The sequence below is a fragment of the Vreelandella salicampi genome, from assembly GCF_013415105.1.
Lineage (GTDB): Bacteria > Pseudomonadota > Gammaproteobacteria > Pseudomonadales > Halomonadaceae > Vreelandella > Vreelandella salicampi.
Window position 1 is genome coordinate 418,898 of sequence record NZ_JACCDF010000001.1, and the last position, 24,148, is coordinate 443,045.

The 24,148-nt window shown below is 55.8% G+C and carries 23 protein-coding genes; 14 read left to right on the forward strand and 9 right to left on the reverse strand.

What is annotated here, in order from left to right:
• Positions 1-75: 75 nt before the first annotated feature.
• Positions 76-2,088, reverse strand: coding sequence for an NADPH-dependent 2,4-dienoyl-CoA reductase (locus HZS81_RS02025; RefSeq protein ID WP_179928865.1), 2,013 nt, complete (start codon positions 2,086-2,088; stop codon positions 76-78).
• 137 nt (positions 2,089-2,225) lie between these two features.
• Between HZS81_RS02025 and HZS81_RS02030 the strand changes: the two genes are divergently transcribed.
• Positions 2,226-3,143 (forward strand): DMT family transporter, encoded by a 918-nt coding sequence (locus HZS81_RS02030; protein WP_179928866.1) that lies wholly within the window; start codon positions 2,226-2,228, stop codon positions 3,141-3,143.
• A gap of 55 nt (positions 3,144-3,198) precedes the next feature.
• Entirely contained in the window at positions 3,199-4,770 is a 1,572-nt protein-coding gene (locus HZS81_RS02035; protein WP_179928867.1) for a bifunctional GNAT family N-acetyltransferase/carbon-nitrogen hydrolase family protein, read from the forward strand.
• A gap of 11 nt (positions 4,771-4,781) precedes the next feature.
• Here HZS81_RS02035 and HZS81_RS02040 read toward each other — a convergent pair whose 3' ends face one another.
• Both HZS81_RS02040 and HZS81_RS02045 read right to left on the reverse strand, forming a co-directional pair.
• Complete coding sequence (locus HZS81_RS02040; protein ID WP_179928868.1) at positions 4,782-5,078, reverse strand: MGMT family protein; 297 nt, start codon at positions 5,076-5,078, stop codon at positions 4,782-4,784.
• A 9-nt stretch (positions 5,079-5,087) separates the two neighbouring features.
• Positions 5,088-5,990, reverse strand: a complete 903-nt coding sequence (locus HZS81_RS02045) for a LysR substrate-binding domain-containing protein (RefSeq protein WP_179928869.1) — start codon at positions 5,988-5,990, stop codon at positions 5,088-5,090.
• A gap of 124 nt (positions 5,991-6,114) precedes the next feature.
• Here HZS81_RS02045 and HZS81_RS02050 point away from each other — a divergent pair, with 124 nt between their 5' ends.
• Together HZS81_RS02050 and HZS81_RS02055 are read left to right on the forward strand one after the other, a co-directional pair.
• Positions 6,115-7,278, forward strand: coding sequence for a TauD/TfdA family dioxygenase (locus HZS81_RS02050; RefSeq protein WP_241697338.1), 1,164 nt, complete (start codon positions 6,115-6,117; stop codon positions 7,276-7,278).
• 58 nt (positions 7,279-7,336) lie between these two features.
• Complete coding sequence (locus tag HZS81_RS02055; RefSeq protein ID WP_179928870.1) at positions 7,337-8,278, forward strand: ABC transporter substrate-binding protein; 942 nt, start codon at positions 7,337-7,339, stop codon at positions 8,276-8,278.
• A 90-nt stretch (positions 8,279-8,368) separates the two neighbouring features.
• Here the strand turns inward: HZS81_RS02055 and HZS81_RS02060 are convergent, their stop codons facing one another.
• Entirely contained in the window at positions 8,369-8,980 is a 612-nt protein-coding gene (locus HZS81_RS02060) for a hypothetical protein (RefSeq protein WP_179928871.1), read from the reverse strand.
• A 264-nt stretch (positions 8,981-9,244) separates the two neighbouring features.
• Here HZS81_RS02060 and HZS81_RS02065 point away from each other — a divergent pair, with 264 nt between their 5' ends.
• The 4 genes from HZS81_RS02065 (at position 9,245) to HZS81_RS02080 (ending at position 12,798) form a co-directional block, all read left to right on the forward strand.
• Positions 9,245-10,030: a M90 family metallopeptidase gene (locus HZS81_RS02065; RefSeq protein WP_179928872.1), complete on the forward strand. Its 786-nt coding sequence runs from the start codon at positions 9,245-9,247 to the stop codon at positions 10,028-10,030.
• Complete coding sequence (locus tag HZS81_RS02070) at positions 10,023-10,559, forward strand: lipocalin family protein (RefSeq protein ID WP_179928873.1); 537 nt, start codon at positions 10,023-10,025, stop codon at positions 10,557-10,559. Before HZS81_RS02065 ends, HZS81_RS02070 begins: the two co-directional genes overlap by 8 nt.
• Positions 10,560-10,605: 46 nt before the next feature.
• Entirely contained in the window at positions 10,606-11,679 is a 1,074-nt protein-coding gene (locus HZS81_RS02075) for a tartrate dehydrogenase (protein ID WP_179928874.1), read from the forward strand.
• Positions 11,680-11,772: 93 nt separating this feature from the next.
• Positions 11,773-12,798 carry a sensor domain-containing diguanylate cyclase gene (locus HZS81_RS02080; RefSeq protein ID WP_179928875.1) on the forward strand — a complete coding sequence of 342 codons (1,026 nt, stop codon included), beginning with the start codon at positions 11,773-11,775 and terminating at the stop codon, positions 12,796-12,798.
• An 84-nt stretch (positions 12,799-12,882) separates the two neighbouring features.
• Here HZS81_RS02080 and wrbA read toward each other — a convergent pair whose 3' ends face one another.
• Positions 12,883-13,482 (reverse strand): NAD(P)H:quinone oxidoreductase, encoded by a 600-nt coding sequence (gene wrbA / locus HZS81_RS02085; protein WP_179928876.1) that lies wholly within the window; start codon positions 13,480-13,482, stop codon positions 12,883-12,885.
• Between the two features lie 124 nt (positions 13,483-13,606).
• Here wrbA and HZS81_RS02090 point away from each other — a divergent pair, with 124 nt between their 5' ends.
• The 5 genes from HZS81_RS02090 to HZS81_RS02110 all read left to right on the forward strand — a co-directional run bounded on the left by HZS81_RS02090 (position 13,607) and on the right by HZS81_RS02110 (position 17,882).
• Positions 13,607-14,605: a succinylglutamate desuccinylase gene (locus HZS81_RS02090; protein WP_179928877.1), complete on the forward strand. Its 999-nt coding sequence runs from the start codon at positions 13,607-13,609 to the stop codon at positions 14,603-14,605.
• 128 nt (positions 14,606-14,733) lie between these two features.
• Positions 14,734-15,504 carry an ABC transporter ATP-binding protein gene (locus tag HZS81_RS02095; protein ID WP_179928878.1) on the forward strand — a complete coding sequence of 257 codons (771 nt, stop codon included), beginning with the start codon at positions 14,734-14,736 and terminating at the stop codon, positions 15,502-15,504.
• Positions 15,505-15,524: 20 nt separating this feature from the next.
• A complete protein-coding gene (locus HZS81_RS02100) occupies positions 15,525-16,229 on the forward strand; it encodes an ABC transporter permease (RefSeq protein WP_179928879.1) in 705 nt (234 codons plus the stop codon).
• Positions 16,229-16,957 (forward strand): ABC transporter permease, encoded by a 729-nt coding sequence (locus HZS81_RS02105; RefSeq protein WP_179928880.1) that lies wholly within the window; start codon positions 16,229-16,231, stop codon positions 16,955-16,957. Before HZS81_RS02100 ends, HZS81_RS02105 begins: the two co-directional genes overlap by 1 nt.
• A gap of 157 nt (positions 16,958-17,114) precedes the next feature.
• Positions 17,115-17,882: a transporter substrate-binding domain-containing protein gene (locus tag HZS81_RS02110; RefSeq protein WP_179929032.1), complete on the forward strand. Its 768-nt coding sequence runs from the start codon at positions 17,115-17,117 to the stop codon at positions 17,880-17,882.
• A gap of 108 nt (positions 17,883-17,990) precedes the next feature.
• Here HZS81_RS02110 and HZS81_RS02115 read toward each other — a convergent pair whose 3' ends face one another.
• From HZS81_RS02115 to purE, 4 genes are all read right to left on the reverse strand, one after another.
• Positions 17,991-19,757 (reverse strand): putative bifunctional diguanylate cyclase/phosphodiesterase, encoded by a 1,767-nt coding sequence (locus HZS81_RS02115; protein WP_179928881.1) that lies wholly within the window; start codon positions 19,755-19,757, stop codon positions 17,991-17,993.
• A gap of 442 nt (positions 19,758-20,199) precedes the next feature.
• Complete coding sequence (locus HZS81_RS02120; protein WP_179928882.1) at positions 20,200-21,804, reverse strand: sensor domain-containing diguanylate cyclase; 1,605 nt, start codon at positions 21,802-21,804, stop codon at positions 20,200-20,202.
• Positions 21,805-22,008: 204 nt separating this feature from the next.
• Complete coding sequence (locus tag HZS81_RS02125) at positions 22,009-23,124, reverse strand: 5-(carboxyamino)imidazole ribonucleotide synthase (protein WP_179928883.1); 1,116 nt, start codon at positions 23,122-23,124, stop codon at positions 22,009-22,011.
• 11 nt (positions 23,125-23,135) lie between these two features.
• Positions 23,136-23,645 carry a 5-(carboxyamino)imidazole ribonucleotide mutase gene (gene purE / locus HZS81_RS02130; RefSeq protein WP_179928884.1) on the reverse strand — a complete coding sequence of 170 codons (510 nt, stop codon included), beginning with the start codon at positions 23,643-23,645 and terminating at the stop codon, positions 23,136-23,138.
• Positions 23,646-23,817: 172 nt separating this feature from the next.
• Between purE and HZS81_RS02135 the strand changes: the two genes are divergently transcribed.
• Positions 23,818-24,099 carry an XRE family transcriptional regulator gene (locus tag HZS81_RS02135; RefSeq protein WP_179928885.1) on the forward strand — a complete coding sequence of 94 codons (282 nt, stop codon included), beginning with the start codon at positions 23,818-23,820 and terminating at the stop codon, positions 24,097-24,099.
• Positions 24,100-24,148 lie beyond the last annotated feature (49 nt).

Below are 24,148 nucleotides of genomic sequence, written 5' to 3' on the forward strand. Positions count from 1 at the left end.
TTAAGCCTAGCGCGCTTTGTCCTTTGGCGTCATCTACGCACGGGTATCTGCCTTGTTTTTTATGCCTACAGGCCTTTACATAGCTGCCGCCAAGCGCGTGCCTTGGTCAATCGCCCGCTTGGCATCAAGCTCTGACGCCTCATCAGCTCCGCCGATCACGTGCACGTTGACACCGCGCTGCTCAAGGGGTGCCAGCAACTCACGCACCGATTCCTGTCCTGCACAAACGACAATCGTATCAACCGCCAAGGTCTGCGGCGTGTCTTCATGGGTGATATGCAGACCATCATCGTCGATATTGACGTACTCGCACCCAGCGAGCATCGCTACACCATGTTGCTTGAGGGAGACGCGATGCACCCAGCCGGTGGTTTTGCCCAAGTGTTTGCCCGGTTTTGAGGTTTTGCGTTGCAGCATGGTGACCTCGCGGGGCACCTGGGGCGGCTCGAGTGCTTTCAGACCGCCGCGCTGGCTAACGCTTAAGTCCACGCCCCATTCGTTGCACCAGGCCGCCAGATCCAGCGCCGTCGCTTCTTGGCTGACTAACAATTCGGCGACATCAAAGCCAATGCCGCCCGCGCCGATAATCGCCACTTTATGGCCCACGCGCTCGGGCTGGGTAATCGCCTCAGCGTAAGAGAGCACTTTGGAGTGGTCAGCGCCAGGAAGCACAAGCTCTCGCGGGCGCACACCGGTGGCTAACACGACATCATCAAAATCCGCCAGTTGATCCTCACTTGCCGCCGTATTGAGGCGCACCTCCACTGCGTACTTATCGAGCATCACGCGGTAATAGCGCAGCGTCTCGTTAAACTCCTCTTTGCCGGGAATCTTACGCGCGAAGTTAAACTGGCCGCCAAGCTCGGCATTGCGCTCAAATAACGTCACCTGATGGCCGCGACTGGCGGCGCTGACTGCCGTGGCTAACCCCGCCGGGCCGCCACCGACCACCGCCACGCGCTTAGGCGCTGCGGCTGGTTCAAGGTTAAACTCGGTTTCGTGACAAGCACGTGGGTTAACCAAGCAAGAGGTCAGTTTGCCCGCAAAGGTATGATCCAAACACGCCTGGTTACAGGCGATACAGGTGTTGATCTCGTTCGCCTTACCGTCGTGGGCCTTGGCCACCCATTCCGGGTCGGCCAAAAACGGCCGCGCCATAGAAACCATGTCCGCATGCCCCTCGGCGAGCACGCGCTCCGCCACTTCGGGCATATTGATACGGTTGGTGGTGATCAGCGGAATCTGTACCTCGGCGCGCAGCTTTTGCGTTACCTGCGTAAACGCCGCCCGCGGCACACTCGTCACAATGGTCGGCACGCGGGCTTCGTGCCAGCCGATACCGGTATTGAGCGCATCCCCCCCGGCGGCTTCAATGGCCTTTGCCAAGGTAACCACTTCTTCCCAGCTGCTGCCCTCATCGACCAAATCGATCATCGAGAGACGGAAAATCAGCGCGAAACCGGGCCCTACCGCCTCGCGCACCCGGCGAACGATCTCGATGGCAAAGCGGCTACGGTTGTCGAAACTGCCGCCCCATTGATCCTCACGATGGTTGGTGCGACGGCAAAGAAACTGATTGATCAGGTAGCCTTCCGAGCCCATGATTTCCACGCCATCGTAGCCTGCCGCGCGTGCCAGCCGCGCGCAGCGCACATAATCGTCAATTTGCTGCTCGACCTCGTCGCCGTTGAGTTCTCGCGGGGTAAACGGGTTAATCGGCGCCTGAATCGGCGACGGCGCGACTAAGTCCGGCGAGTAGGCGTAGCGGCCGGCGTGCAAAATCTGCATGCATAGGTGTCCGCCTTCGCGGTGCACGGTATCGACTACATGACGATGCGCTTCCAGCTGCGTCTCATCGGTGAGCGCATTGGCGCCCTGAAACACCGCCCCTTGGGCATTGGGCGCGATACCGCCGGTCACAATCAGCCCCACGCCTGCACGCACGCGCTCGGCGTAAAACGTCGCCAGGCGGGTAAAACCGTCCGGCGCCTCTTCCAGATTGGTGTGCATCGAGCCCATCAGCACACGATTTGGGAGCGACAACGGGCCTAACGTGAGCGGTTGAAACAGGTGCGGGTAAGCGGTCATCACGGTCTCCTGACGAGAAAATTGGTATTATTCGAACCTCATTAAAACAAGCGTATGACATCCAGCGCGTTGCGTACACCCCTTGCTGTCTGACGAAAGACACGTCACATTACCCGGCTAACTAAATAGGTGACACGATGCCACTCATTTACTTCTTACCGCCCCTGGCCACGGTGCTGATTTGGTCGGGCAATATGACCATCAACCAGCTTACCGTGGGGACGATTGCGCCGAGCAGCATTGCATTCTTGCGCTGGCTGCTCGCGCTTTTGGTGTTAACGCCGTTTGTGCTGCCCGCCGCGTGGCGCTTCCGCGCGGATATCCGCCGCGAGTGGCCAAAGCTTGCGGCGCTCGGCATGCTGGGCATGGGGCTGTGGCAAGGGCTTGCTTACGTGGCGGCGGAAACGACCTCTGCCACCAATATGGGCATTTTAGCCGCCATGGTGCCACTGCTCACGGTGCTTTTGAGCGCGCTGATTCTGCGTGAACCGCCGACGATTGGCGGTATTGCCGGCGGCGTGCTGGCATTTTTTGGTGTCACCGTGCTCTTGGGGCAAGGCAATCCGCTATCGCTTATACGCCTTGAGGTCTCGCCGGGGGATGCGCTGATGGTTCTCGCTGCCACCTGCTATGCCCTTTATGGCGTGATGCTCAAGCGCTGGCAGATGGGGCTGCCACCGTGGGTCATGCTTTATGCCCAGGTCTGCTTTGCCGTGCTGTTTTTGCTCCCGCCTTACCTGATCGGGCCGATGACGCCGATCAATAGCCACAACGTCTGGTTGATTTTGTACGCAGGCATACCCGCTTCAATCATTACCACGTTTTTATGGATGCGCGCCGTGCGCCTGATTGGCGCAAGCCAAGCGAGCATTTTCATAAACCTGATGCCGCTTTTCAGCGCCGTGATCGCGATGGTGTTTTTGGCCGAGCGTTTAGCCGTTTTTCATGTCATTGGGGGGCTTTTGATTTTAGCCGGCGTCATCATGGCGCAACGGCTAACCCAGCCGCTAAAACAGGTGCTTGCTGCGCGTCGTATCAAGCGTGCTCAGCAGTAAACGCATACCAATGTTACGATGGCGGCAATGTTAATGATTAACGGGAACCCCTGATATGTCCTTAGAAGACCTGCATTTAAACCTGCGCAACTTAACCTCTGAGGATTACCCTCAGCTTAAAAAGCTGATGGATGCCGTCTACCACGACATTGGCGGCGCTTGGCCACAGCACACCATCGACAAACTCGTTCAGGAGTTTCCTGACGGGCAGATTGCGATTGAAGACGACGGTATCATTGTCGGTGTTGCGCTGACGGTGCGGGTGGACTACGACGAGTTCTCCAACCCACACCAGTACGACGACTTGATCGGTCATCGTGAGATCATCCGCAACGATGCCGACGGCGACGCCATGTACGGGCTCGATGTGCTGATTCATCCCGACTACCGTGGCTATCGTCTCGGCCGCCGGCTTTATGAGGCGCGCAAGGAGCTGTGCCGCTCGCTCAATATGCGCGCCATTTTGGCTGGCGGGCGCATCCCCGAGTATTACCAGCACGCCCACGAGCTTAGCCCCGCGGAGTACATCGAAAAGGTCTCGCGCAAGGAGATCCACGACCCGATTCTCTCCTTTCAGCTCGCCAATGACTTCCAGGTCAAGCGCCTGCTACGCAAGTACTTGCCCGAAGACGAGCAGTCCAAAGGTTATGCCACGCTATTGGAGTGGAACAATATCCTCTTTGAGCCGGCGGACAACGTGCTCGATACGCGCCCGACACAGGTCCGCATCGGCGCCGTGCAGTGGCAAATGCGCGAGTTCGCCTCGGTGGAGGCGGCGCTGCAGCAAATTGAGTATTTCGTCGACGCGCTTTCCGACTATCAAAGCGACTTTGCCGTGTTCCCAGAGCTCTTCAACGCGCCGCTGATGGGCCTACAAGACCGCGCCGCGCAGCAGGATCAAATGGGCGCGATTCGCTTTTTGGCAGGCTTCACCGATAAGTTCAAAACCGAGCTCTCGCGCATGGCGGTCTCTTACAATATCAACATTGTGGGCGGCTCAATGATCGAAGTGGGTGACGACGACCGGCTCTACAACATCGCCTATCTCTTCCACCGCGACGGCAGCGTCGAGCACCAAGCTAAGCTGCACATCACACCGCAGGAGCGCCGCGACTGGGTGATCGAAGGCGGCGACAATCTACAGGTGTTTGATACCGACGCCGGGCGCGTAGGGATTTTGATCTGCTACGACGTCGAGTTCCCCGAGCTTAGCCGCCTGCTGGCCGATCAGGACATGGACATGCTCTTCGTGCCGTTTTGGACCGACACCAAAAACGGTTACCTGCGCGTACGCCACTGCGCTCAGGCACGCGCCATCGAAAACGAGTGCTATGTGGTGGTGTGCGGCAGCGTCGGTAACCTGCCGTCAATCGAAAACCTGGATATCCAGTACGCCCAGTCAGCAGTGTTCTCCCCCTCCGATTTCGCCTTCCCGCACGATGCAGTACTGGCCGAAACCACCCCCAATACCGAGATGGTGCTGTTCTCGGATCTCGACCTTACCCGTTTGACGATACTGCGCGCTGAAGGCTCGGTGACCAACCTAAAAGACCGCCGTAAGGATCTGTTTGATCTACGCTGGCGCGACTGGTCGTGGAAGTCCGGCGCCAATCTCGACGATCAGTAACGAAACGGCATCTAAGGCCACATAAGATGCGCGGGGAGGCGACCTTTGACATCGGGCACCACGCCCTCCTCGCGCAGCTTTTCCAACTGTCGCGCCGCGCCACCGTGATCGGCCACGCGGCGGGTTGCCGAGATTACCCGATGCCATGGCAGCGTGTGCCCTGTAGGCAGCTTGCGCATCGCCGTACCAACCATACGCGGCGTAGCGCCCTCGGTCATGGCCGCAATGCGCCCATACGTGGTGATTCGCCCCTCGGGGATTTGATCCACAATGGTGTAAATCTGCTCAAGTAGCTCGGCGCGTGGCATAGCGGCCTCCTATCCTGCATCGACGTTTTCATCGTCATCGCCTTTATCTTCGCGACTTTCGCACAACCACTGCCATAAGCGTTCGGCTTCATCGCTAACGGGGCGACGGCTCGGGCGGACTAGCCAAAAGCACTCATCGCTTGGCAGGAACAGATCAAAAGGCGCCACCAAGCGCTCGTGTCCTGACAAGAGCCGGCGGTGCGTCAGCGCAATGCCGCCGCCCTGAGCAGCGAGTGCTAACGACATCACTTGATTATCACAGGTCAACGTATGGCAGCGTTGCTCTACCTCGGGCACGCCGGCAAACGCAAGCCATGCTGCCCAGCCGCTGCTAAAACCCACCGCGTGAAGTAGCGTATGCCCCGCCAAGTCGGCAGGCTGTCCCAGCCGACTCGCCAGCGCGGGGTGGCACACTGGCAACAGCTGCTCCTCCCCTAGCGAGCAAACCTCCACGCCAGGCCAATCACCCCGACCATAGCGAATTTCAATATCCGCGCCTTCAGGGCCGAAGTCATCCGGCCAGATCGCGCTCACGGTACGCACCGCAATATGTGGTGCTTGAAGGTGAAACGCGACCAAGCGCGGCGCAAGCCACGTCTGCTGAATGATGGGCGTGGCGCGTAGCGTGACCGATTGGCCACCGGTTTGCCCAAACACTTCCGAGGTCCCTTCCTGAAGGCGGGTAAAGGCGTCATTAATGCTGGGCAGCCACGCGTGTCCTGCCGGCGTCAGCGAGAGGCTTCGTGGATGACGGACAAAGAGCTTCTGCCCCAATCGGTCCTCCAGCAGTCGAATGCGCTGACTGATAGCCGCTTGTGTGACGCCTAGCTCGTGCCCAGCGGCGGTAAAACTCAGCGTTCGGGCCGCCGCTTCGAACGCCTGCAGCCACATCAAAGGAGGAAGTGCACTCATGAGAAATCTACCTATAAGCAGAGCTTGGCCTTAGCCATCAGATTAATCGTTTGTGACTGCCGCTGCCAACCGCCACCCTAAGACTCACTTAACGCCCACACCCGTGATAACGGAGAGCACTCTTATGAACAGCGTGGCAACACCGGTCGCTCCCAATATGCAGGAGCTTTACCCCTACGCCGACGGCCCATTGTTAGCCGAGGCCAACGCCGATACCGCAAGCCTTCAGCTTATTTGGCAGAACGGCGACACCACGCAGCTCCCTTGGCTGTGGCTACGCGACCACTGCGCCTGCAGCGAGTGCCGCCACCCGCAGACTCGCGAACGGCTCTACATCCCGCTCGATGAGGTCAAAGCCCCCCGCGATATTAGCGTCACTGACGGCCATCTATGGCTGACCTGGGCCGATGGCCATCGTACCGCCTTTCATAGTGGCTGGCTGCACCAGCGCCGCCCGGAAACAGCACTCCCCAATGTATTACCCGCGCAGAAGCCTTGGCGCGACCGCTTCACCCCCGAGCGCATTCCCCACGCCGACTTTCTGAAGCCCCAAGGCGAGCAGGCCTGGTTAACCGCCATGCTGCGCGATGGACTGGCGCTTCTCACCGATGGGCCGCTGGTGGAGGAAGAAGTCAGCCGCCTTGCGGAAAAGATCGGCCCACAACGCGCCACCAACTTCGGTGCTCGTTTTGATGTCAAATCCAAGCCCAACCCCAACAACGCTGCCTACACGCCGGTCGCGCTAGCGCTGCATATTGACCTACCCAATTGGCGTCATCCGCCGGATATTCAGCTGCTCTACTGCCTGGAAAACGGCGCCACCGGCGGCGAATCCACCTTTGCCGATGGGGAACGCGTGATTGAAGCACTGCGCGCACAAGACCCCAGCGCCCTGCGTATTCTGAGCGAAACGCCGATTGATTTCCGCTTTCAGGACGAGACTCACGATATCGCCGTGCGCGCGCCGCTGATCGACCTTAACGCAGACGGCACCCTGCACGAGCTGCGCTTTAACAACTGGATTCGCGATACCTTGCACCTTCCGGCTGAGCAAATGGATGGCTGGTACCGCGCTTACCGCACGCTATGGACACTATTTCACAGCGACGAGCACCAACTCGAGTTCACCCTTGAACCCGGTCAAATGGTCGCCTTCGATAATCGCCGCGTACTCCACGGTCGGCGCTCCTTTGACCCTAATAGCGGCCCGCGTCACCTGCAGGGCACCTACCTTGACCGCGATATGCTGGAATCGCGTCTACGCGTTATCGCCCGCCAACAGGGCTAAACCGATAACAACACGACATCACGACAACGTGACTTCACGACAATGCGAGGAGAAAAATATGTTAAACCCCATGACGAAAACCGCCCTCACTATCGCACTCGGCGCAGCAAGCCTGCACGGCGTTAGCGCCCACGCCGACAATGACACCCTGGATTTTGGTGTGCCAGCGTGGCCGGGGATCACGGTAAAAACGGCCATCGCCGAACAGCTGCTCGCCCCGCTGGGTTACGAGACGCGCAGCGAAAACATCGGCCTTCAGGTGATTTATCAAGGCCTTGAAAGTGGCGATATCGACACCTTTCTTGGCGCTTGGCTGCCCGCCCAGCGCGAAATGTTCCACCCACTTCAGGAAGCGGGCAGCATTCGCGCCGCGGGTAATAACGTTGACGGCGCACAGATGACGCTTGCCGTGCCGGAATATACCTTTGACGCTGGTGTGCAAAGCTTCGCCGATTTAGACGCCAACCGCGAGCAGTTCGAAGGTGAGATTCACGGCTTTGGCGCCGGCTCCGCCGCCAGCGAAATTCTCCATAACGCGATGGATAACGATGTCTGGGGCCTGGGTGACTGGCAACTGGTAGACACCAGTGAGGTCGGCATGCTGACGGCCGCCCGCGATGCGATTTCCCGCGAAGAACCGATTGTCTGGGTCGGGTGGACACCGCATTGGATGAACCTTGAGCTCCCCATGCGCTATCTCGAAGACCCGAAAGACCTGTTCGGCGAAAACAACGGCGAAAGCGAAGTACTCACGGTCATGCGTAGCGAGTACGCGGACGCGCACCCCAACGTGGTGACCTTTTTTGAAGGGTTTAGCTTCACCGCCGAAGAGCAAAGCTGGATGATTCAGCAGTTCGGTCAAGAAGAGCAAGACCTGAACACGGTCGCCACCCAATGGATAAACGATAACCGCGATAAAGTTAAATCCATGCTAGAGAACGTGACCACCCGCGACGGCGAACCCGCCTGGCCGGCGGTAGAAGCAACGCTTAGCGAGTAACATTGAGATACCAAAAGCGCCCACGCTATCTTTGCGATGGGCGCTTTTTTTGCGACTGTGACGAGCAATTACATCATATACTCGGTCTACTCACTCTTTATAATGGAACTCCCAAACCATGGCATGGAGAGGCTTACCTTGGGTTTTAGGGGAGGTACTTTCGAATGTTTCAAGATCGACGTATGTATCTTTCAGAACCACATACGGAAAATCCACTTCAAGCATGCCGGTCATCGCCTGGGTTCTCTTTGCGAGCACATTTGGGCCAAACGTGGAGATAGCCACCAAAAAATTCTTTTCCATCTTGTGGCCTATCTGCACATTTTGGCATAGCCAAGCTAGCCGCTTGGCATCCTTCATTAAATTGGTTTGTTTCACGCTGCGCTTGAACTCGACCACATGCCGATAGCGCCCATTTTTTGAGTGTCGAACCACCAAATCGGCGCGCTTCAACCCATTTATGCGGTACTGCTCCGGCACGGCTTCCATTTGAATATCAGCATCCGCGCATATATCCTTAAGCTGCACTTCCATGGAAAAGCGGTAGCTTTTGAAATGGTCATGAATCGCTTCAGCCGTTTTCAAGGCAAGGAAATATTCTGGCTGGTGATTCAAGCTCCGCGAGGTTAAAACCTCCGCCGTTTCGGCAATATCAGGCAGCTTTGCAGCAATCAGTTTGCGCATGGAGCGAAAATTCGTCATCTATCAAAACATCCTTATCAAACTGCCCTACGCATATCGTAGAGCTATCAGTCGATTGCATCAGAAAACGCTGCAGACTATCACTTAGACAAACCGCACAAACTCACTATCAGCATCCGTCGATATGCAGCATGAAGCGGTAACGGCTTTTGATGGCTTTTAAACGCCGCTGATAAGTTGCATGCCCTTCTATCCATTAGTATAAGATTGTTGCATAGTCGCTTACCCGCTGCTCCTTACCGTACTGTTAACAGGCTTTCGCTCATGCTGTTTCGCTGGTTCAGCTCTCGCTCTTCATCTGGCACGTTTCCGGCTGGCGATTGGCACGCGGCGTGCCAGCGCGTGGCGCTGCTGCGCTCGCTCTCAGAAGAGGAGGCTGAACGCTTGGGCCAACGTGCCTGGCAGTTTCTTGAGCGCAAACGCATCACGCTTCATCCAGCGCTTGAAAACACGCCCTTCGACCGCCCGGCGCAGCTGGTGTTAGCCGGGCAAGCCTGCCTGATTACGCTCGGGTGGAGCGAGTTCGAGCACGCGGATGCTTTCTCTAACGTGCATGAGATCGTGGTGCTGCCCGACGGCTTTACCCGCGATGTGGAAGAGATGGACGAATTTGGCGTGGTTCACGCGTATACGGATACCCGCGCGGGCGAAACCTCATACCAAGGCCCGGTGGTGGTTTCCTTCACCGATCTGATGCAAAGCGGCGATTTCAACGGCTTTAACGTGCTGATTCACGAGTTCGCCCACAAGTTGGATATGGGCAATTCCATCGATACCGACGGCTTTCCGCCGCTACCCAACAATATTACGCCGGCGGAGTGGCACGGTATCTTTTCCCAAGTATGGAACGACCTGCAGCGTCGCCTCTCGCAAAACCAACCAACGCCTATTGATGACTACGCCGCGAGCCACCCCGGCGAGTGCTTTGCCGTTAGTTGTGAGACGTTTTTCTCAGCCCCCAAGCGGCTCGCCGATGCGTACCCCGACTTGTATGGGTTACTCTGTCGCTACTTTAATCAGCAACCGCTCACCAGGATGCACTATGCTTAAACCGCTTGGCGGCGGCTTTGCCGCGGCTGTTTTTCTTGCCGGCTGTACCGGTATGCCTTCCGGTACCGAGCCGATCACAGGTTTTGAACTCGACCGTTATCTCGGCAAGTGGTACGAAATCGCCCGCTTAGACCACTCCTTCGAGAGCGACCTTAATTGCGTAACCGCCACCTACAGCCTACGCGATGACGACGGCGTTCGGGTCATCAACCGCGGCTATAACACTGAAGAGCAAGCGTGGGATGAAGCCGAAGGGCGCGCGTACTTTATGGAAGAGGAAACGGTTGGCCGGCTGAAAGTGAGCTTTTTTGGCCCCTTCTTCGGCGGCTATAACATCCTGGCGCTCGATGACGACTACCAATGGGCATTGGTTGCAGGCCCAAACCGCGATTACCTGTGGGTTCTCTCGCGTACGCCGCAGATGGCGCCCGACACCGAAGCACGGCTTCGTGAGCGCGCCGCCGAACTCGACTTTCCCACTGACGAGCTCATCGACGTGACGCACGGCGAGGCCTGCCCGTCAGACTGACGGCATCTTTTTATCCTATTTATTTTGTTTATCCCAGGAGAGCGACATGGCACAGCGTATTGCTGTCATCGCGGGTGACGGTATCGGTACCGAAGTAATGCCCGAAGGCGTGCGCGCCCTTGAAGCCGCCGCCAAGCGTTTCAACCTTGACCTCGACTTTCATACCTTTGACTTTGGCAGCTGCGATTACTACCTCGAACACGGCCAGATGCTGCCGAACGACTGGTTTGAGCAGTTGAAGGGTTTCGATGCGCTCTTTTACGGCGCGGTGGGCTGGCCCGACACGGTACCGGATCACATCTCGCTGTGGGGGTCGCTGTTGCAGTTCCGCCGCCAGTTCGATCAGTACATCAACCTGCGCCCGTGCAAGCTGATGCCGGGTATTAAAAGTCCGCTGGCAGGCCGCGAACCGGGCGATATCGACTTTTACGTGGTGCGCGAAAATACCGAAGGCGAGTACTCGAGCGTCGGCGGCAAAATGTTTGAAGGCACCGAGCGCGAAGTGGTGATGCAAGAGACGGTGATGACGCGTACCGGCGTTGATCGTGTGCTGAAATACGCTTTCGACTTGGCGCAGACGCGGCCGCGCAAAAAACTCACCTCGGCGACGAAATCCAACGGCATCTCGATCACCATGCCCTACTGGGATGAGCGCGTGGCCGAAATGGCCAAGCAATACCCAGACGTTGCGGTGGATAAATTCCACATCGATATTTTAACTGCCAACTTCGTGCTTCACCCAGACTGGTTCGATGTCGTGGTAGGCAGCAACCTGTTCGGCGATATTCTCTCCGACTTAGGGCCTGCGTGTACCGGCACCATCGGCATCGCGCCTTCGGCCAATATCAACCCGGAAGGCAACTTTCCCAGCCTGTTTGAGCCGGTACACGGCAGCGCGCCGGATATCGCCGGCAAAGGCATCGCCAACCCCATCGGCCAAATCTGGTCGGGCGCGATGATGCTGGAGCATTTGGGACATCAAGACGCTGCAAAGGCAATGGTCGACGCCATCGAAGCGGTGCTCGCCGAGGGCGACGCCGATGTACTGACCCGCGATATTGGTGGTCAGGGGACGACGGAAAGTTTAGGCAAGGCGATTGCGGAGCGCATTGGATCCTGATGCAATAAAAAAGTTGGAGTATTTACTCAAAACAGCTGGCGGACTTTCTATTGATTAGAGCCTCGTTTGCCAACTTACTTCGGAGTATCGGCTATGCACGAGTTCTTAACCAAGCAGGAACTCTTTGAGCGTCGCCTGGATATTGCTCTGGAAGCAAGTGGCTTGGATCTATGGGAAAACGACCTTAGTACCGGCGAGGTTGTCTTCGGCTTAACCAAAGTGTTTTACCAACTGGGCTATACCCAGCAAGATGTGGTTGCCTATGTCGATGACATCTATGCATTGATGCACCCAGATGATATTGCCGCGGTTAAGCTCGCCGTAGAACGCCATATCGACGGCCAAACATTACGCTATTACAGCGAATTCCGGCTGCGTAACCAAACCGGTGAATGGGTATGGTTTGCCAATTACGGCAAGATCGTTGATCGCGACGACCACCATGGATGTAACCGTTTTACCGGGGTGTGCTTTAGCCTTGAAGAGCAGATGCGCTATAAAGAGGAGCTTAACGCACTCAACGCACGCTTGGCGGCCCAGAATGAACAGCTCGAAAAAATGAACCAAAAGCTACACCGTTTGGCCAACTACGATCCATTAACCAATACCGTCAATCGCCGACGGCTGATGGAGCTGGGTGAAGAGGAGGTCGAACGTGCTCGTCACTTTGGCGAGCCCCTTTCCTTTCTGCTGATCGATATCGACTTTTTTAAGATCATCAACGATACCTGGGGCCACTTAGCCGGAGACCAAGCGATCAGGGCCGTTGCCCAACGTTGTGAAGAAGAACTGAAAGACCACATTGCAACACTAGGCCGATTTGGTGGTGAAGAATTCACTGTTCTGCTTCCTTCCCTCCCCCAAGCTGAAGCGGAGGTACTCGCCAATCAAATATGCAATTTTATCGATAAAGAGGGCGTATGGCTTGCTGAGATCGGCCAAATTATCCCGGTTACGGTAAGCATCGGGGTCGCCGAATTATCTTGCATTGGACGCGGTGGTTTTTCAGAGCTTATTGATGCCGCAGACAAGGCGCTGTATGAAGCAAAAAGAAGCGGCCGGAACCGAGTGTGTAGAGCCCCTAAAATGCCTCTAACGAGTACATTTACCGCCCTTTAACCTTGAAAAACTTCCTCTCTTCCATGCAAAACGCCCCCGCGGGGGGCGTTATAAAAGTCCAGCTGAACAAATCTTTATGGCTAGTTAACCGGCCAGTTTAGCCGCGGTTTTAGCAACCAATTCACCTTGGAAGCGGGCGATTTTCAGCTCGCGCTCATCCGGCTGGCGCGAACCGTCACCGCCGGCAATGGTAGCGGCGCCATACGGCGTACCGCCGCTGACTTTGGAGATGTCGAACTGCTCTTCAATGCCGTAGCCGATGGGCACTATCACCATGCCGTGGTGGGCGAGCGTGGTCCAAGTGGACGTAATGGTCTGCTCGTCGCCACCACCGGTGCCCGTGGAGGTAAATACGCTCGCTACCTTGCCGCGTAGCGCGCCGCTTGCCCACAGCCCACCGGTTTGGTCAAAGAAGGTGCGCATCTGGCCTGCCATGTTGCCAAAACGCGTCGGCGTGCCAAAGATGATGGCGTCGTAATCGGCCAGCTCCTGCGGCGTGGCTTCCGGGGTGGTGAAATCCTGCTTACCGCCGGCGTCTTTAAAAGCATCTTCCGGCATGGTTTCCGGCACGCGCTTAACGGTCACATCAACGCCGTCAACGCCTTTCGCGCCTTCCGCCACGGCGTGCGCCATGGTATCGATATGGCCGTACATGGAATAGTAAAGCACCAGTACCTTTGTCATCGTTAACTCCTTTACAATGGTTATCGTTAAACAGAATGTATGCGCTACACGATAGCCGCCCCATAGACAGATAAAAGCGAATGTTTTCGACAGAGAACATCGATTTACTTCACAGGAGCTCGCCATGCTGAGCGAATGGCTCGATTGGACGCTTGAAGGCGCACCGACGTCGCATCGCCAAGGCCCGCTCCCCTCGGGCCACTACACGCTGCTCGCCCCTGGCGTGCTGGAGCTAACGCCGTTCGCCCCTACCGAGAACGCCCAGGCCTGCGTTTTCTCCGCGGCGATCCACGGCAATGAAACCGCGCCGGTCGAGCTTATCGGCGATCTGCTGGCGCGCATTGAAGCCGGCGTGCTGCCGCTGGGCGCGCCAATATTGGTGATACTCGGCAACCTACCTGCGCTGCGTGCCGGCCAGCGCTTTATGACTACCAACCTTAACCGCTTGTTTCAGCGCGGCCTGTCCGCCGCGGGGCATGAGCCAGCTCGCGCCCGTGAGCTGATGGCGCAAGTGGATGCGTTTTACGCCCGCCACGCCAAGCAAACCCCGCTGCATTACGACTTGCACACCGCCATTCGCGATAGCTGCTACCCCCGCTTTGTGGTCGAGCCGCATGCCGACACCGCCACCGAGCCACGTCAGTGGCGCTGGCTTGCCGCCGCCGATATGCAAGCCGTGTTGCACCAACGCGAGCCAAGCGACACCTTTTCTCACTACAGCAAGCACTACCACGGCGCGCAGGCGTTCACGTTTGAGCTTGGGCGGGTGGCCCCTTTTGGCCACAATGATCTGGCGTCCCTCGCACCGATGCTCGAACTCCTTAGTGCCTTGGCGAGCGGCCAAGCCCCGGCGCAAGCCGCGCCCGAGCAGATGGCGTTTTTCCGCGTAGCGCACGAAATTAGGCGCCAAGCCGAGGATTTCCACCTCTGCTTTGCCGATGACACGCCGAATTTCACCGCCTTTGGACCCGGCACGCTTCTTGCAAAAGATGGGCAGCAGGGAGACATCCGCGTTCTTGAGACGCCCTTGCACGTGGTCTTTCCCAACGCCGACGTGGAAATTGGCGCCCGCGCGGGCTTGTTAGTAACATCGAGCGCACCCCCACATAATGATAATCAATGATAGAATCGCTCCCTTTTTCGCGCTGGCTGCTATTTCACTAGAGTAACCGCGTCAGCTGAGCCGTCCCCGTTCTTGGCGCTCACGTTTTAGAGCCTCTGTTTTTAGAGCCAATGTTTTGGAGCCCTGCTATGGCCGCAACGCCTATTCCCCTTGAAGTGCGCAATATAAAAAAGCGCTTTGGCGATACGGAAGTCCTCAAAGGCCTGTCACTCCACGCCCATAAAGGCGATGTCATCACGATGATTGGCGCCTCCGGCTCGGGTAAAAGCACCTTTTTACGCTGCATGAACCTGTTAGAGCAGCCCGACGAAGGCGATCTGATCGTCCACGGCGAAGAGGTTCGCTTTAAAACCACCAAGCGTGGGCGCGAGCCGGCCGATTGGAAACAGGTCGTGCGGATGCGCGCTCGGCTGTCGATGGTATTTCAAAGCTTCAACCTTTGGGCACACATGACGCTTCTGGAAAATATCATCGAGGCGCCTATTTACGTGCTGGGCAAACCCAAAAAAGACGCCATCGAACACGCCAATGCGCTACTTGAGCGGGTGGGGCTTTCTCACCGCGCCGATGCCTATCCCGCGCAAATGTCCGGTGGGCAGCAGCAACGTGGCGCCATCGCCCGCGCGCTAGCCATGGACCCGGAAGTCATGCTGTTCGACGAGCCGACATCCGCGCTTGACCCAGAACTGGTCGGCGATGTCCTCAAGGTAATGCACGATCTTGCCGACGAGGGTCGCACGATGATTGTGGTCACCCATGAGATGGGCTTTGCCCGCGATGTCTCAAGCCAAGTGATTTACTTGCATCAAGGCCTGATTGAAGAGTCAGGAGCACCCGCTGATGTGCTAGGCAACCCGCAATCGCCGCGCTTAAAGCAGTTTCTGGCGCCTAAATACTGACATGTTTTGCGAGGCTCACCATGCTTGACCTTCACGGTTACGGCCCGCGCTTGCTTGAAGGGGCGGGTGTTACGATCACGCTAGCCCTGCTGGCGCTGGCGCTGGCGATTGTGCTGGGGCTTATTACGGCCAGTGCCAAGATGTCGCGCAGCTGGTTAGCGCACCGTATCGCTACGTTTTACACCACGGTGATTCGCGGCGTGCCGGATCTCGTGCTAATGATGCTGTTGTTCTTTGGCGGCCAGATAGGCGTCAATGTCATCACCGACTTTCTCTATTATGAATTTGATATCGATATCTTTATCAATATCAACGCCTTCGTCGCCGGGGTTGTCACCATCGGGCTGATTTTTGGCGCCTACATGGGCGAAACTTTTCGCGGCGCGTTCATGGCGGTGGATCAAGGCCAGGTTGAAGCGGGTAAAGCCTACGGCATGAGCGATGCGCTGGTGTTCCGGCGTATTCGCTTTCCGCTGATGATGCGTCACGCGCTACCCGGGCTTTCCAATAATTGGATGGTGCTGTTAAAAACCACCGCGCTTGTCTCGGTCATCGGCCTATCGGACATGGTGCGCGTAGCCGCCGAAGCGTCGAAAGCCACCCGCGAGCCGTTTGTGTTTATGATGACCGTCGCGGTGATTTATCTTTTGATTGCCAGCGTTTCCGAATGGATATTTGCCCGCCTGCAAAAGCGCTATAACATCGGCTATGGGGAGGCGGACTAATGGAAGCACTCATCAATCGATTGGAAGCACTGCTCGCAGAGAACAGCATTTTTACCCTGCAAACGCTCTCCTATTACGGCGAAGGGCTTTCCACCACCGTTCAACTGGTCTTTATCTCGCTGCTAATTGGGCTGGTTGCTGCTGTGCCGCTGGCCATCGGCCGCGGATCCAAACGGCGCTTTATCAAGTGGCCCATTTTTGCCTACACCTATGTGTTTCGCGGCACGCCGCTTTTGATCCAGCTCTATTTGATCTACTACGGCGTGGTGTTTGTCGATGGAATTCAAGAAACGTGGCTGTGGGTGCTTTTGAAAGAGCCCTTTGTGCCCGCTTTGGTCGCGTTTACTCTCAACACGGCAGCCTACACCACCGAAATTTTTCACGGCGCCATCAAGGCGACCCCAAAAGGGGAAATCGAAGCCGCGCGCGCCTACGGCATGTCACCGGCGCTCACACTGCGCCGTATCGTGCTGCCCAGCGCTTTTCGCCGCGCCCTGCCCGCCTACGGAAACGAAGTGATTTTTATGCTCCACGCCAGCGCCATCGCCAGCGTCGTCACGATCATGGATCTCACCGGAGCCGCGCGCTTTGTTTATGCCCGCTTTTACGCGCCGTTTGATGCGTTTTTGTTCGTGGCAGCGATTTATCTCTGCCTCACCTTTGCGATTCTCTATCTGTTCCGCTATCTGGAGAAAAAGCTGCTCGCCCATTTGCAGCCGATGACATAACAATGAGACAAAGCAACGACATAAAACAAACGTTAGTTTGTTTTAAGCGTTAGGCTTTGCCTCAACGCTTGGCTGGGGTAAATTAATGGTGATCACCATTAGGTGAACTCATTACTTCTGGAGAAATGTTATGACCCGCTTGATGCCAAGCAATACCATGAAAAAAGTGCTGTCACTGTCCATTCTCAGCTTAGCCGTTGCCGCCACCAGTGCTCAGGCGCGCGATTACGATGAGATTCGCATCGGTGTGGATGTGCCTTACGAACCCATGGAATACCGCACGCCCGACGGTGAGCTGACCGGTTTTGATATCGACCTGGGTAACGCGCTTTGCGCCGAAATCGGCATTCAGTGCGAATGGGTGGTACAAGGCTGGGACGGCATCATCCCCGGGCTAATGGCGCGCAAGTACGACGCTATTATGTCGTCGATGACGATTAACGATGAACGCCGTGAGCAAGTACTCTTCTCCGAGCCTTACTTCACACCCCCCTCTGCCTGGTTTGCGCCCGCCACCAGCGAGCTTGAAGAAACTACCGAAGCGTCGCTTGAAGATCTTACCATCGGCGTTCAGCGCGGCACCCTTCAGGACAACTACGTTACCGATATGTACGGCGACGTGGCTGACGTTAACCGCTACGCCACCGCTGACGATATGGTCCTCGATATGGAAGCCGAGCGTCTCGACATCCTTTTCCTCGACTACCCGGTTGGCAAGGCAACGCTTTTAGACAGCAATAACCGCAACTACAAAGTGATCGGCGACATGATCACCGAGCCAAAAGCGTACTTTGGCGATGGCTTTGGTATCGCCTTCCGCCAACGCGATGAAGCACTCGCCGAGAAATTCAACGACGCGCTTGAGTCGCTGGAAGAAGACGGCACTTACGACGAAATTCATCAGCGCTACTTCGGCGAAGAGTAACTATTTAGCGGAGAGTTACTATTTAGCGGAGAGTTACTATTTAGTAGAGAGTAACTAAAAAACCTTCCCAGCCCGCTGGGGAGGTTTATTTCACACAACCAACGACGCCTATCGCTCTTTGATCTGCCCCCTATCAGCGAGGAATAACGGCATCTCATTTGCCGGCATAGGCCTTGCGTGAAGAAACCCCTGCGCTAAATCACAGTTTAAATCTTTAACTAGGCTGTCTTGATCAGCGGTTTCCACGCCTTCCACCACCACCGTCAAACCAAGGCAGTGCCCAACCGTAATAATGGCCTGCAAGATCGCCATATCGCTATCATTTTCCATGGCATGATGAAGAAAGTTTCTATCAATCTTAAGGCTGCAAACGGGTAAATTTCGCAAATAAACCAGAGAGGAATACCCCGTACCGAAGTCGTCAATGGAAATATGCACGCCCGCCTGCTTCAATATCTTGAGTTGCCTTATTTGCTCCCCTTCCACACCAATCACTTCATTCTCTGTCAGTTCCACGCCTAATTGAGAGGGAGAGAGGTCATGGTCGTATAGCGTCTGCAGGATGTAGTCGGCTAAGTGCTGATTCGTCAGCTGCCGACCCGATAAATTAACATCAACCCGTATCTTTTCAAGCGCTGTACCCTGCCAAGCTTTAAGCTGTCTGCAGGCGTTTTCAATTACCCAGTCGCCAATACGATTAATTAGCCCTGATTTCTCTGCTATTGGAATGAAAATGGACGGAGAAACCGGCTGAGAACTTCCATCGAAGCATCGCAGTAGGGCCTCGCAGGAATATATTTCTCCGTTTTTCAAATCAATTTGAGGCTGAAAATAAAGTTGCAGACTGTCGGCAGCCAGTGCATTTCGAAGAAGTGCCGTCACTTCCTGATAGTGAACCAACTGATCATTAATGTCAGAGGTGTAAAAACAAATACTGTTTTTTCCTGACTCTTTAGCCTGGTACATGGCAGCATCAGCGTTTCCCATAAGCTCTACCACTGTCGAGCCATCATCGGGAAAAAGGCTGACACCAAAACTGGCTGTCATCTGATAACGAACGCCATCCAGAACAAAGCCTTGATCTAGCACGCTAATTAAACGCTGAAGAAGTTCATAAATACTTTCGGTTCTATCGAAATCAAATAGCAACAATACAAACTCGTCACCACCGAATCGGCTTAGTAGATCGCAACTACGAATTTCTTTTTTAAGACGCTCAGCAATCGCCTGCAAGAGATCGTCACCATAATGATGCCCAAGGGTGTCATTGATCAACTTGAAATTATCCAAATCAATAAACACTACCGCGACTTGACTCTCTGGTCGTCGTTCTGCGACGGCAAGATACTTTGACAATTCAAACTCCATCAACCGCCTGTTGGGCAGCTGGGTTAAATTGTCAAAATGTGCTATCCGATACAGCTTTTCGTTGGCTTCTTTCTGCTCCTGAAGGCAAATATCGATGCAAAACATTTCGCAGTCACCAGTATCCTGCTTAATCATCACATGGCTGGAATAAACAGGAATAAGGTGACCATCTTTGTGTTTTAGCTCAATTTCCTCTGAGGGAATATCAATATTGTTATCTAACCAGTTCTGGTGAGCGGCAATCACGTCTTCGCGCATAGAATCAGGGATAATCAAATCTTCTAATAACTTTCCCTGCGCTTCCTCCCGGGTATAGCCGTAAAGACGCCGGCTTGCTTCATTCCAATAAATAACTTCGCGCTTTTTGTTATAACCCTGCACGGCGACCATTGGCAGGTTTTCAATCAACTCATAGAAATTCTGTACACTTTTTGAGTCAGCCGTCAGCGAGTATGCATCGCTCTTGGTTGAGGAAAGAGGTATTTTATCGCCTCGTTTTTCTGGCATTTTCTTACCTCCTGACATTCCTCAGAAACCAATCGAACAATAATGATAGTATTTGGTCACATGTGAGCGGTTGTAGACGTTATTTTTATTTATCGCTTAATCCAGATGCTTTACCACACTCTTACAGGCAAGCGTCGCAGATCAAACCCGTTTACGCCAGAAGCACCTGGTTAACGATCATACAATTAGGCTTTGTCTGAAAAGTCGGCGAGCGAAGGCCAGACAAGGCAAAAATCGGCGAAAAGACGGAGTTTACGTAGTGTAAATGAGTACTTTGAGCCGATTTTTAACGCCGTATGGTCGAGCGCAGCCAGTTTTCAGACAGAGCCTAGCGATTATTCAATACCCCGTTGACAAGGCAATGCTTCTCGACAGCGATAACTGCTAAGGCGTTGACCCCGCTCACGTTAGCCCAGCACTTCCACTTGCCGGGCTTTTTGCATTAGTCGTGAGGCGTTATATCCCGCTCGGCGTCGCGCTGGAAATCATCGCGCATCTCGGTCTGATAACGGCACATGCGATCACGCCCTGCGCTTTTTGCCCGGTACATAGCAATATCTGCCTGCTTGAGCGCTTCTTCGTGATCAAGTTCGGCGCTGTTGATGCAGGTGTACCCAATGCTGGGCGTGACATCGACCCAGCGGCTTTCCAGGCGGTACGAGGCGGATAGCGCATGCTGTACGCGCTCGGCATAGGCCGTGGCGTGGGCCTCAATGGCAGTAGTGTCTGAGGCATCATCAAAACGTGCGAGCAGCACAAACTCATCGCCGCTTAAACGCGCCGCAATATCGTTTTCGCCGAGGCAGCTACCTAACCGGCGGGCGACCTGCACCAGCAGATCATCCCCTGCGGCATGTCCTAGCGTGTCGTTGATAAGTTTGAAACGGTCCAGGTCCATAAACAGCAGCATGCCCCTGCATGGCGTTGGCGAACGCCACAGCGTCTCAAGGCGCTCAATAAATAGCCGCCGATTGGGCATGTCGGTCAGCGCATCATAGTAGGCTTGGCGGTAAATAATCGCCTCGTAGCGCTTGCGCTCGGTAAAATCTTCGATGATCGCCACGCCACCGACTTTCTCTTTCCCGGCACTATGCACCGCATTGAAAAATACGCGCAGCGGTGTGCCCTGCTCGGCTTTAGGCAATACGTAGGTGCCTTCGTAGTAGCCCGTACCGCGCGATAGTGCATCGCGCACTCCCTTTGCCACGCCTGGGTCGGCGGAAGGCGCCAGCATGTTATAGCCCATCATCTGGCCGCGCTCCACGCCCAAGATCGTCAGCAACTTGTCATTGCAGTCGGTAATTTGGCCATCGCAATCAAAGTGCACCACCCCAAGCGGCGAATGGTTAAAGATCGAGCGGTAGCGGTTTTCACTCTCTAACAACATGGTCTCGCGCGCGGCCATGCTAACGCGCAGGGCGATGTTATCGTGAATAATGCGGCTGAAGCGGCGGCTAGCCACAAAAATCAGCCCCAAAAACAGCACGAGCACCACCCCAATCAACATCGCCAGGGGCGTACCGAGCCATATAAACCGTATTAATAAAGGCAGCATAATCGGCAGCACAAACCCCAGCGCCACCCACCAAACGGCGGAAAGCGTGGTGACGCCTCCTGCGGTAATGCCTGACATTACAATGGCGAGTGCGGCGACTTGACCGCTGTGTTCCGGGGTAAACAATAACCAGCTCCCCGCGCCCCACACACAGCCAGCGGCGATGGCCCCTGCACTGAAGCGCCACAGCCAACGCCGGCGCTGCTGCTGCATGATTGGCAACTGATGGTAACGGTACGCAATGCCCAGGCGTACGCCAGACACCACGACCACAGACACCAACCAGCCAAGCAATATCTCCGCTGACACGACCGGCCACAGCGCTGCCACCAGCAAAATAGCCGCTACGACGCTTGCCAACACCGGTTGCCACAGCTTGTCGTAAAGTAAGCGCACTTTCTCACTGCGCAGCCGTTTGAGCGTGACATAGTGTTCACGACGAAAGTCACTGCGAAGCCCGGACGCTGTCGCAGTGGATGAAGCGTTAGGCATACAAACTCCGTTTTTTATGCGCTGACTAACGGCGCTAATATTCGATTATTTTTATATACCAAATACTATGGACATTCAGAACAAGTTTTAGATAAACCGTACAGGCCAAAACGCCTTAGACACTTCAGGCCGCCCAACGGCGGCCTGACTAGACGGTTAGTTATATTTAACGCAAAAGAGAAGCAAGTGCCAGTGGCGTGCTCGTTAGGGCACAAAATGAAAGACGGGCGCCGGGGCATCTGGCAGCAGTGCCGCGCACGTTTGAACCTTTTTAAGAAGCTCAGCGTGGTTTTTCGCCACCAGGTTAATATGCGCAAGCTTGCGCCCGGCACGCTCGCTCTTGTCATAGCGGTGCAGGTGCGCGTTTTCCAATTGCAGCACTTCAGCGCTTTGCGGTTCACGGCCAATCACGTTCACCATGCAGGTCGGCGCAATCGCTTGTGTCTCACCCAGCGGCAAGCCTTGAACTGCGCGCAGGTGATTTTCAAACTGGCTGGTGACCGCTCCGTTCATGGTCCAGTGGCCAGAGTTATGCACCCGTGGTGCCATTTCATTAGCTAATAGCTTTCCATCGCGGGTCTGAAACAACTCCAGCGCTAACACGCCAACGTAGTCCAGTTCATCAAGCAGGGCGCGAATGTAGTTATCGGCGGTTTGTTGCACAGCCGCAGCGAGATCCGGCAGCGGCGCAATCGAGTAGCGCAGAATCCCATCAACGTGCTGGTTCTCTGCCATGGGGTAAAACTTCACCTCGCCGTCGCGACCGCGCACGGCAATCATCGAGACTTCGCGGACAAAGTCGACAAATGCTTCAACGATCAGCTGCGTGTGGTTGATGCTTGCCCACGCCTCGCGCGCCTGTTCCGGCGCTTTCAGCACGGTTTGGCTTTTACCGTCGTAGCCTTCGGTCACCGACTTGGCAACCACCGGGCAACCCAGCTCGCGTGCGGCGGCCTCTAACTGCTCAGCGCTTTGCACCACGCGATACGCCGGCGTGGGAATATTCAACCGATCAAACAGCGCTTTCTCTTCGACGCGGTTTTGGCACACCTCAATGGCACGACTGCCGGGGTAGACCGGTTTGTGCTTTTCGATTTCGCGCACCAGCGTGACCGGCAAATGCTCAAACTCATAGGTCACTACGTCGACGTTGGCGAGAAATTCCGCCAGGTGCTGATTGTCAGGGTCAATGATCACCTCACCGATACCGGCGCTAGGCTTGCCGGTAGTATCCAAAAAGGTGAAGCGATTGCCCAGCGGATAGCCCGCTAGCGCCAACATACGTCCGAGTTGGCCTGCGCCTAAGACACCAATATTCATGCTCACCTCCTTTACTCTGTGTCAGGGCGCGGGTCGGGGTTATCGAGTACGGTGCGGGTTTGTTCAGCCCGAAAAGCGTCGACGGCCTCGCGTACGGCAGGCTCTTGCAGGCCGATGATTTGCGCCGCCAGCAAGCCTGCGTTGGTAGCACCCGCTTTGCCAATCGCCAGCGTGCCCACGGCGATACCGCCGGGCATTTGCGCGATAGAAAGCAGTGAGTCGAGCCCTTTCAGCGCTTTCGACTCCACCGGCACGCCCAACACAGGCAGCGGCGTTTGTGAGGCGACCATGCCGGGTAGATGCGCAGCACCGCCGGCACCGGCCACAATGACCTGCAATCCCCGCGCAGCCGCGCCTTTAGCATAGTCAAACAGCAGATCAGGCGTACGGTGGGCAGACACCACGCGCGTTTCATACGCCACGCCTAAACGCTCTAGCATGGCAACGGCGTGCTCCATGACGGGCCAATCCGATTTAGACCCCATAATCACCCCCACTTTGGGCGCGCTGTTTGACGACATTTTTCACTCCTCGGCGATCATAACGCCACGTTAAAAATAAGGCCGATAGTCTACCAGAGCACGCTCCCATGCGGGCGCTTTGGGGCGATATCAACTTTTCACCAAATGGGCATTGAAAAGCGCGTCACTTAGCGGCATTGTGTCGATGTCACTTCAGACCTGATGGAGCCTCATGAGTACGGCACGCTCATATGCAAACGCGGAAATGACCGACCCTCCGCGAAGCTGCCCTGACGAACTTGACGTCAGGGAGTTAGAAAAACGTACGCGACTAATGCGTATTATTATCCGCCTTATCGCCGTCTCCGAACTCGGCAGCCGTGAAATTGCTCGGCGGGCGGGACTACCGGTACAGAAGGTAAGCGATCTTCTCGCTGGCAGGCTTGAGCACCTTAACGTAGACGAACTCTACGTTTTGCGTCGCACATTAGAGACGGAGGCGCCTCTGCATTAACGCGCCCTGAAAAAGAGCCCTTCATCGGGTAAAAGCCAACCGCTATGCG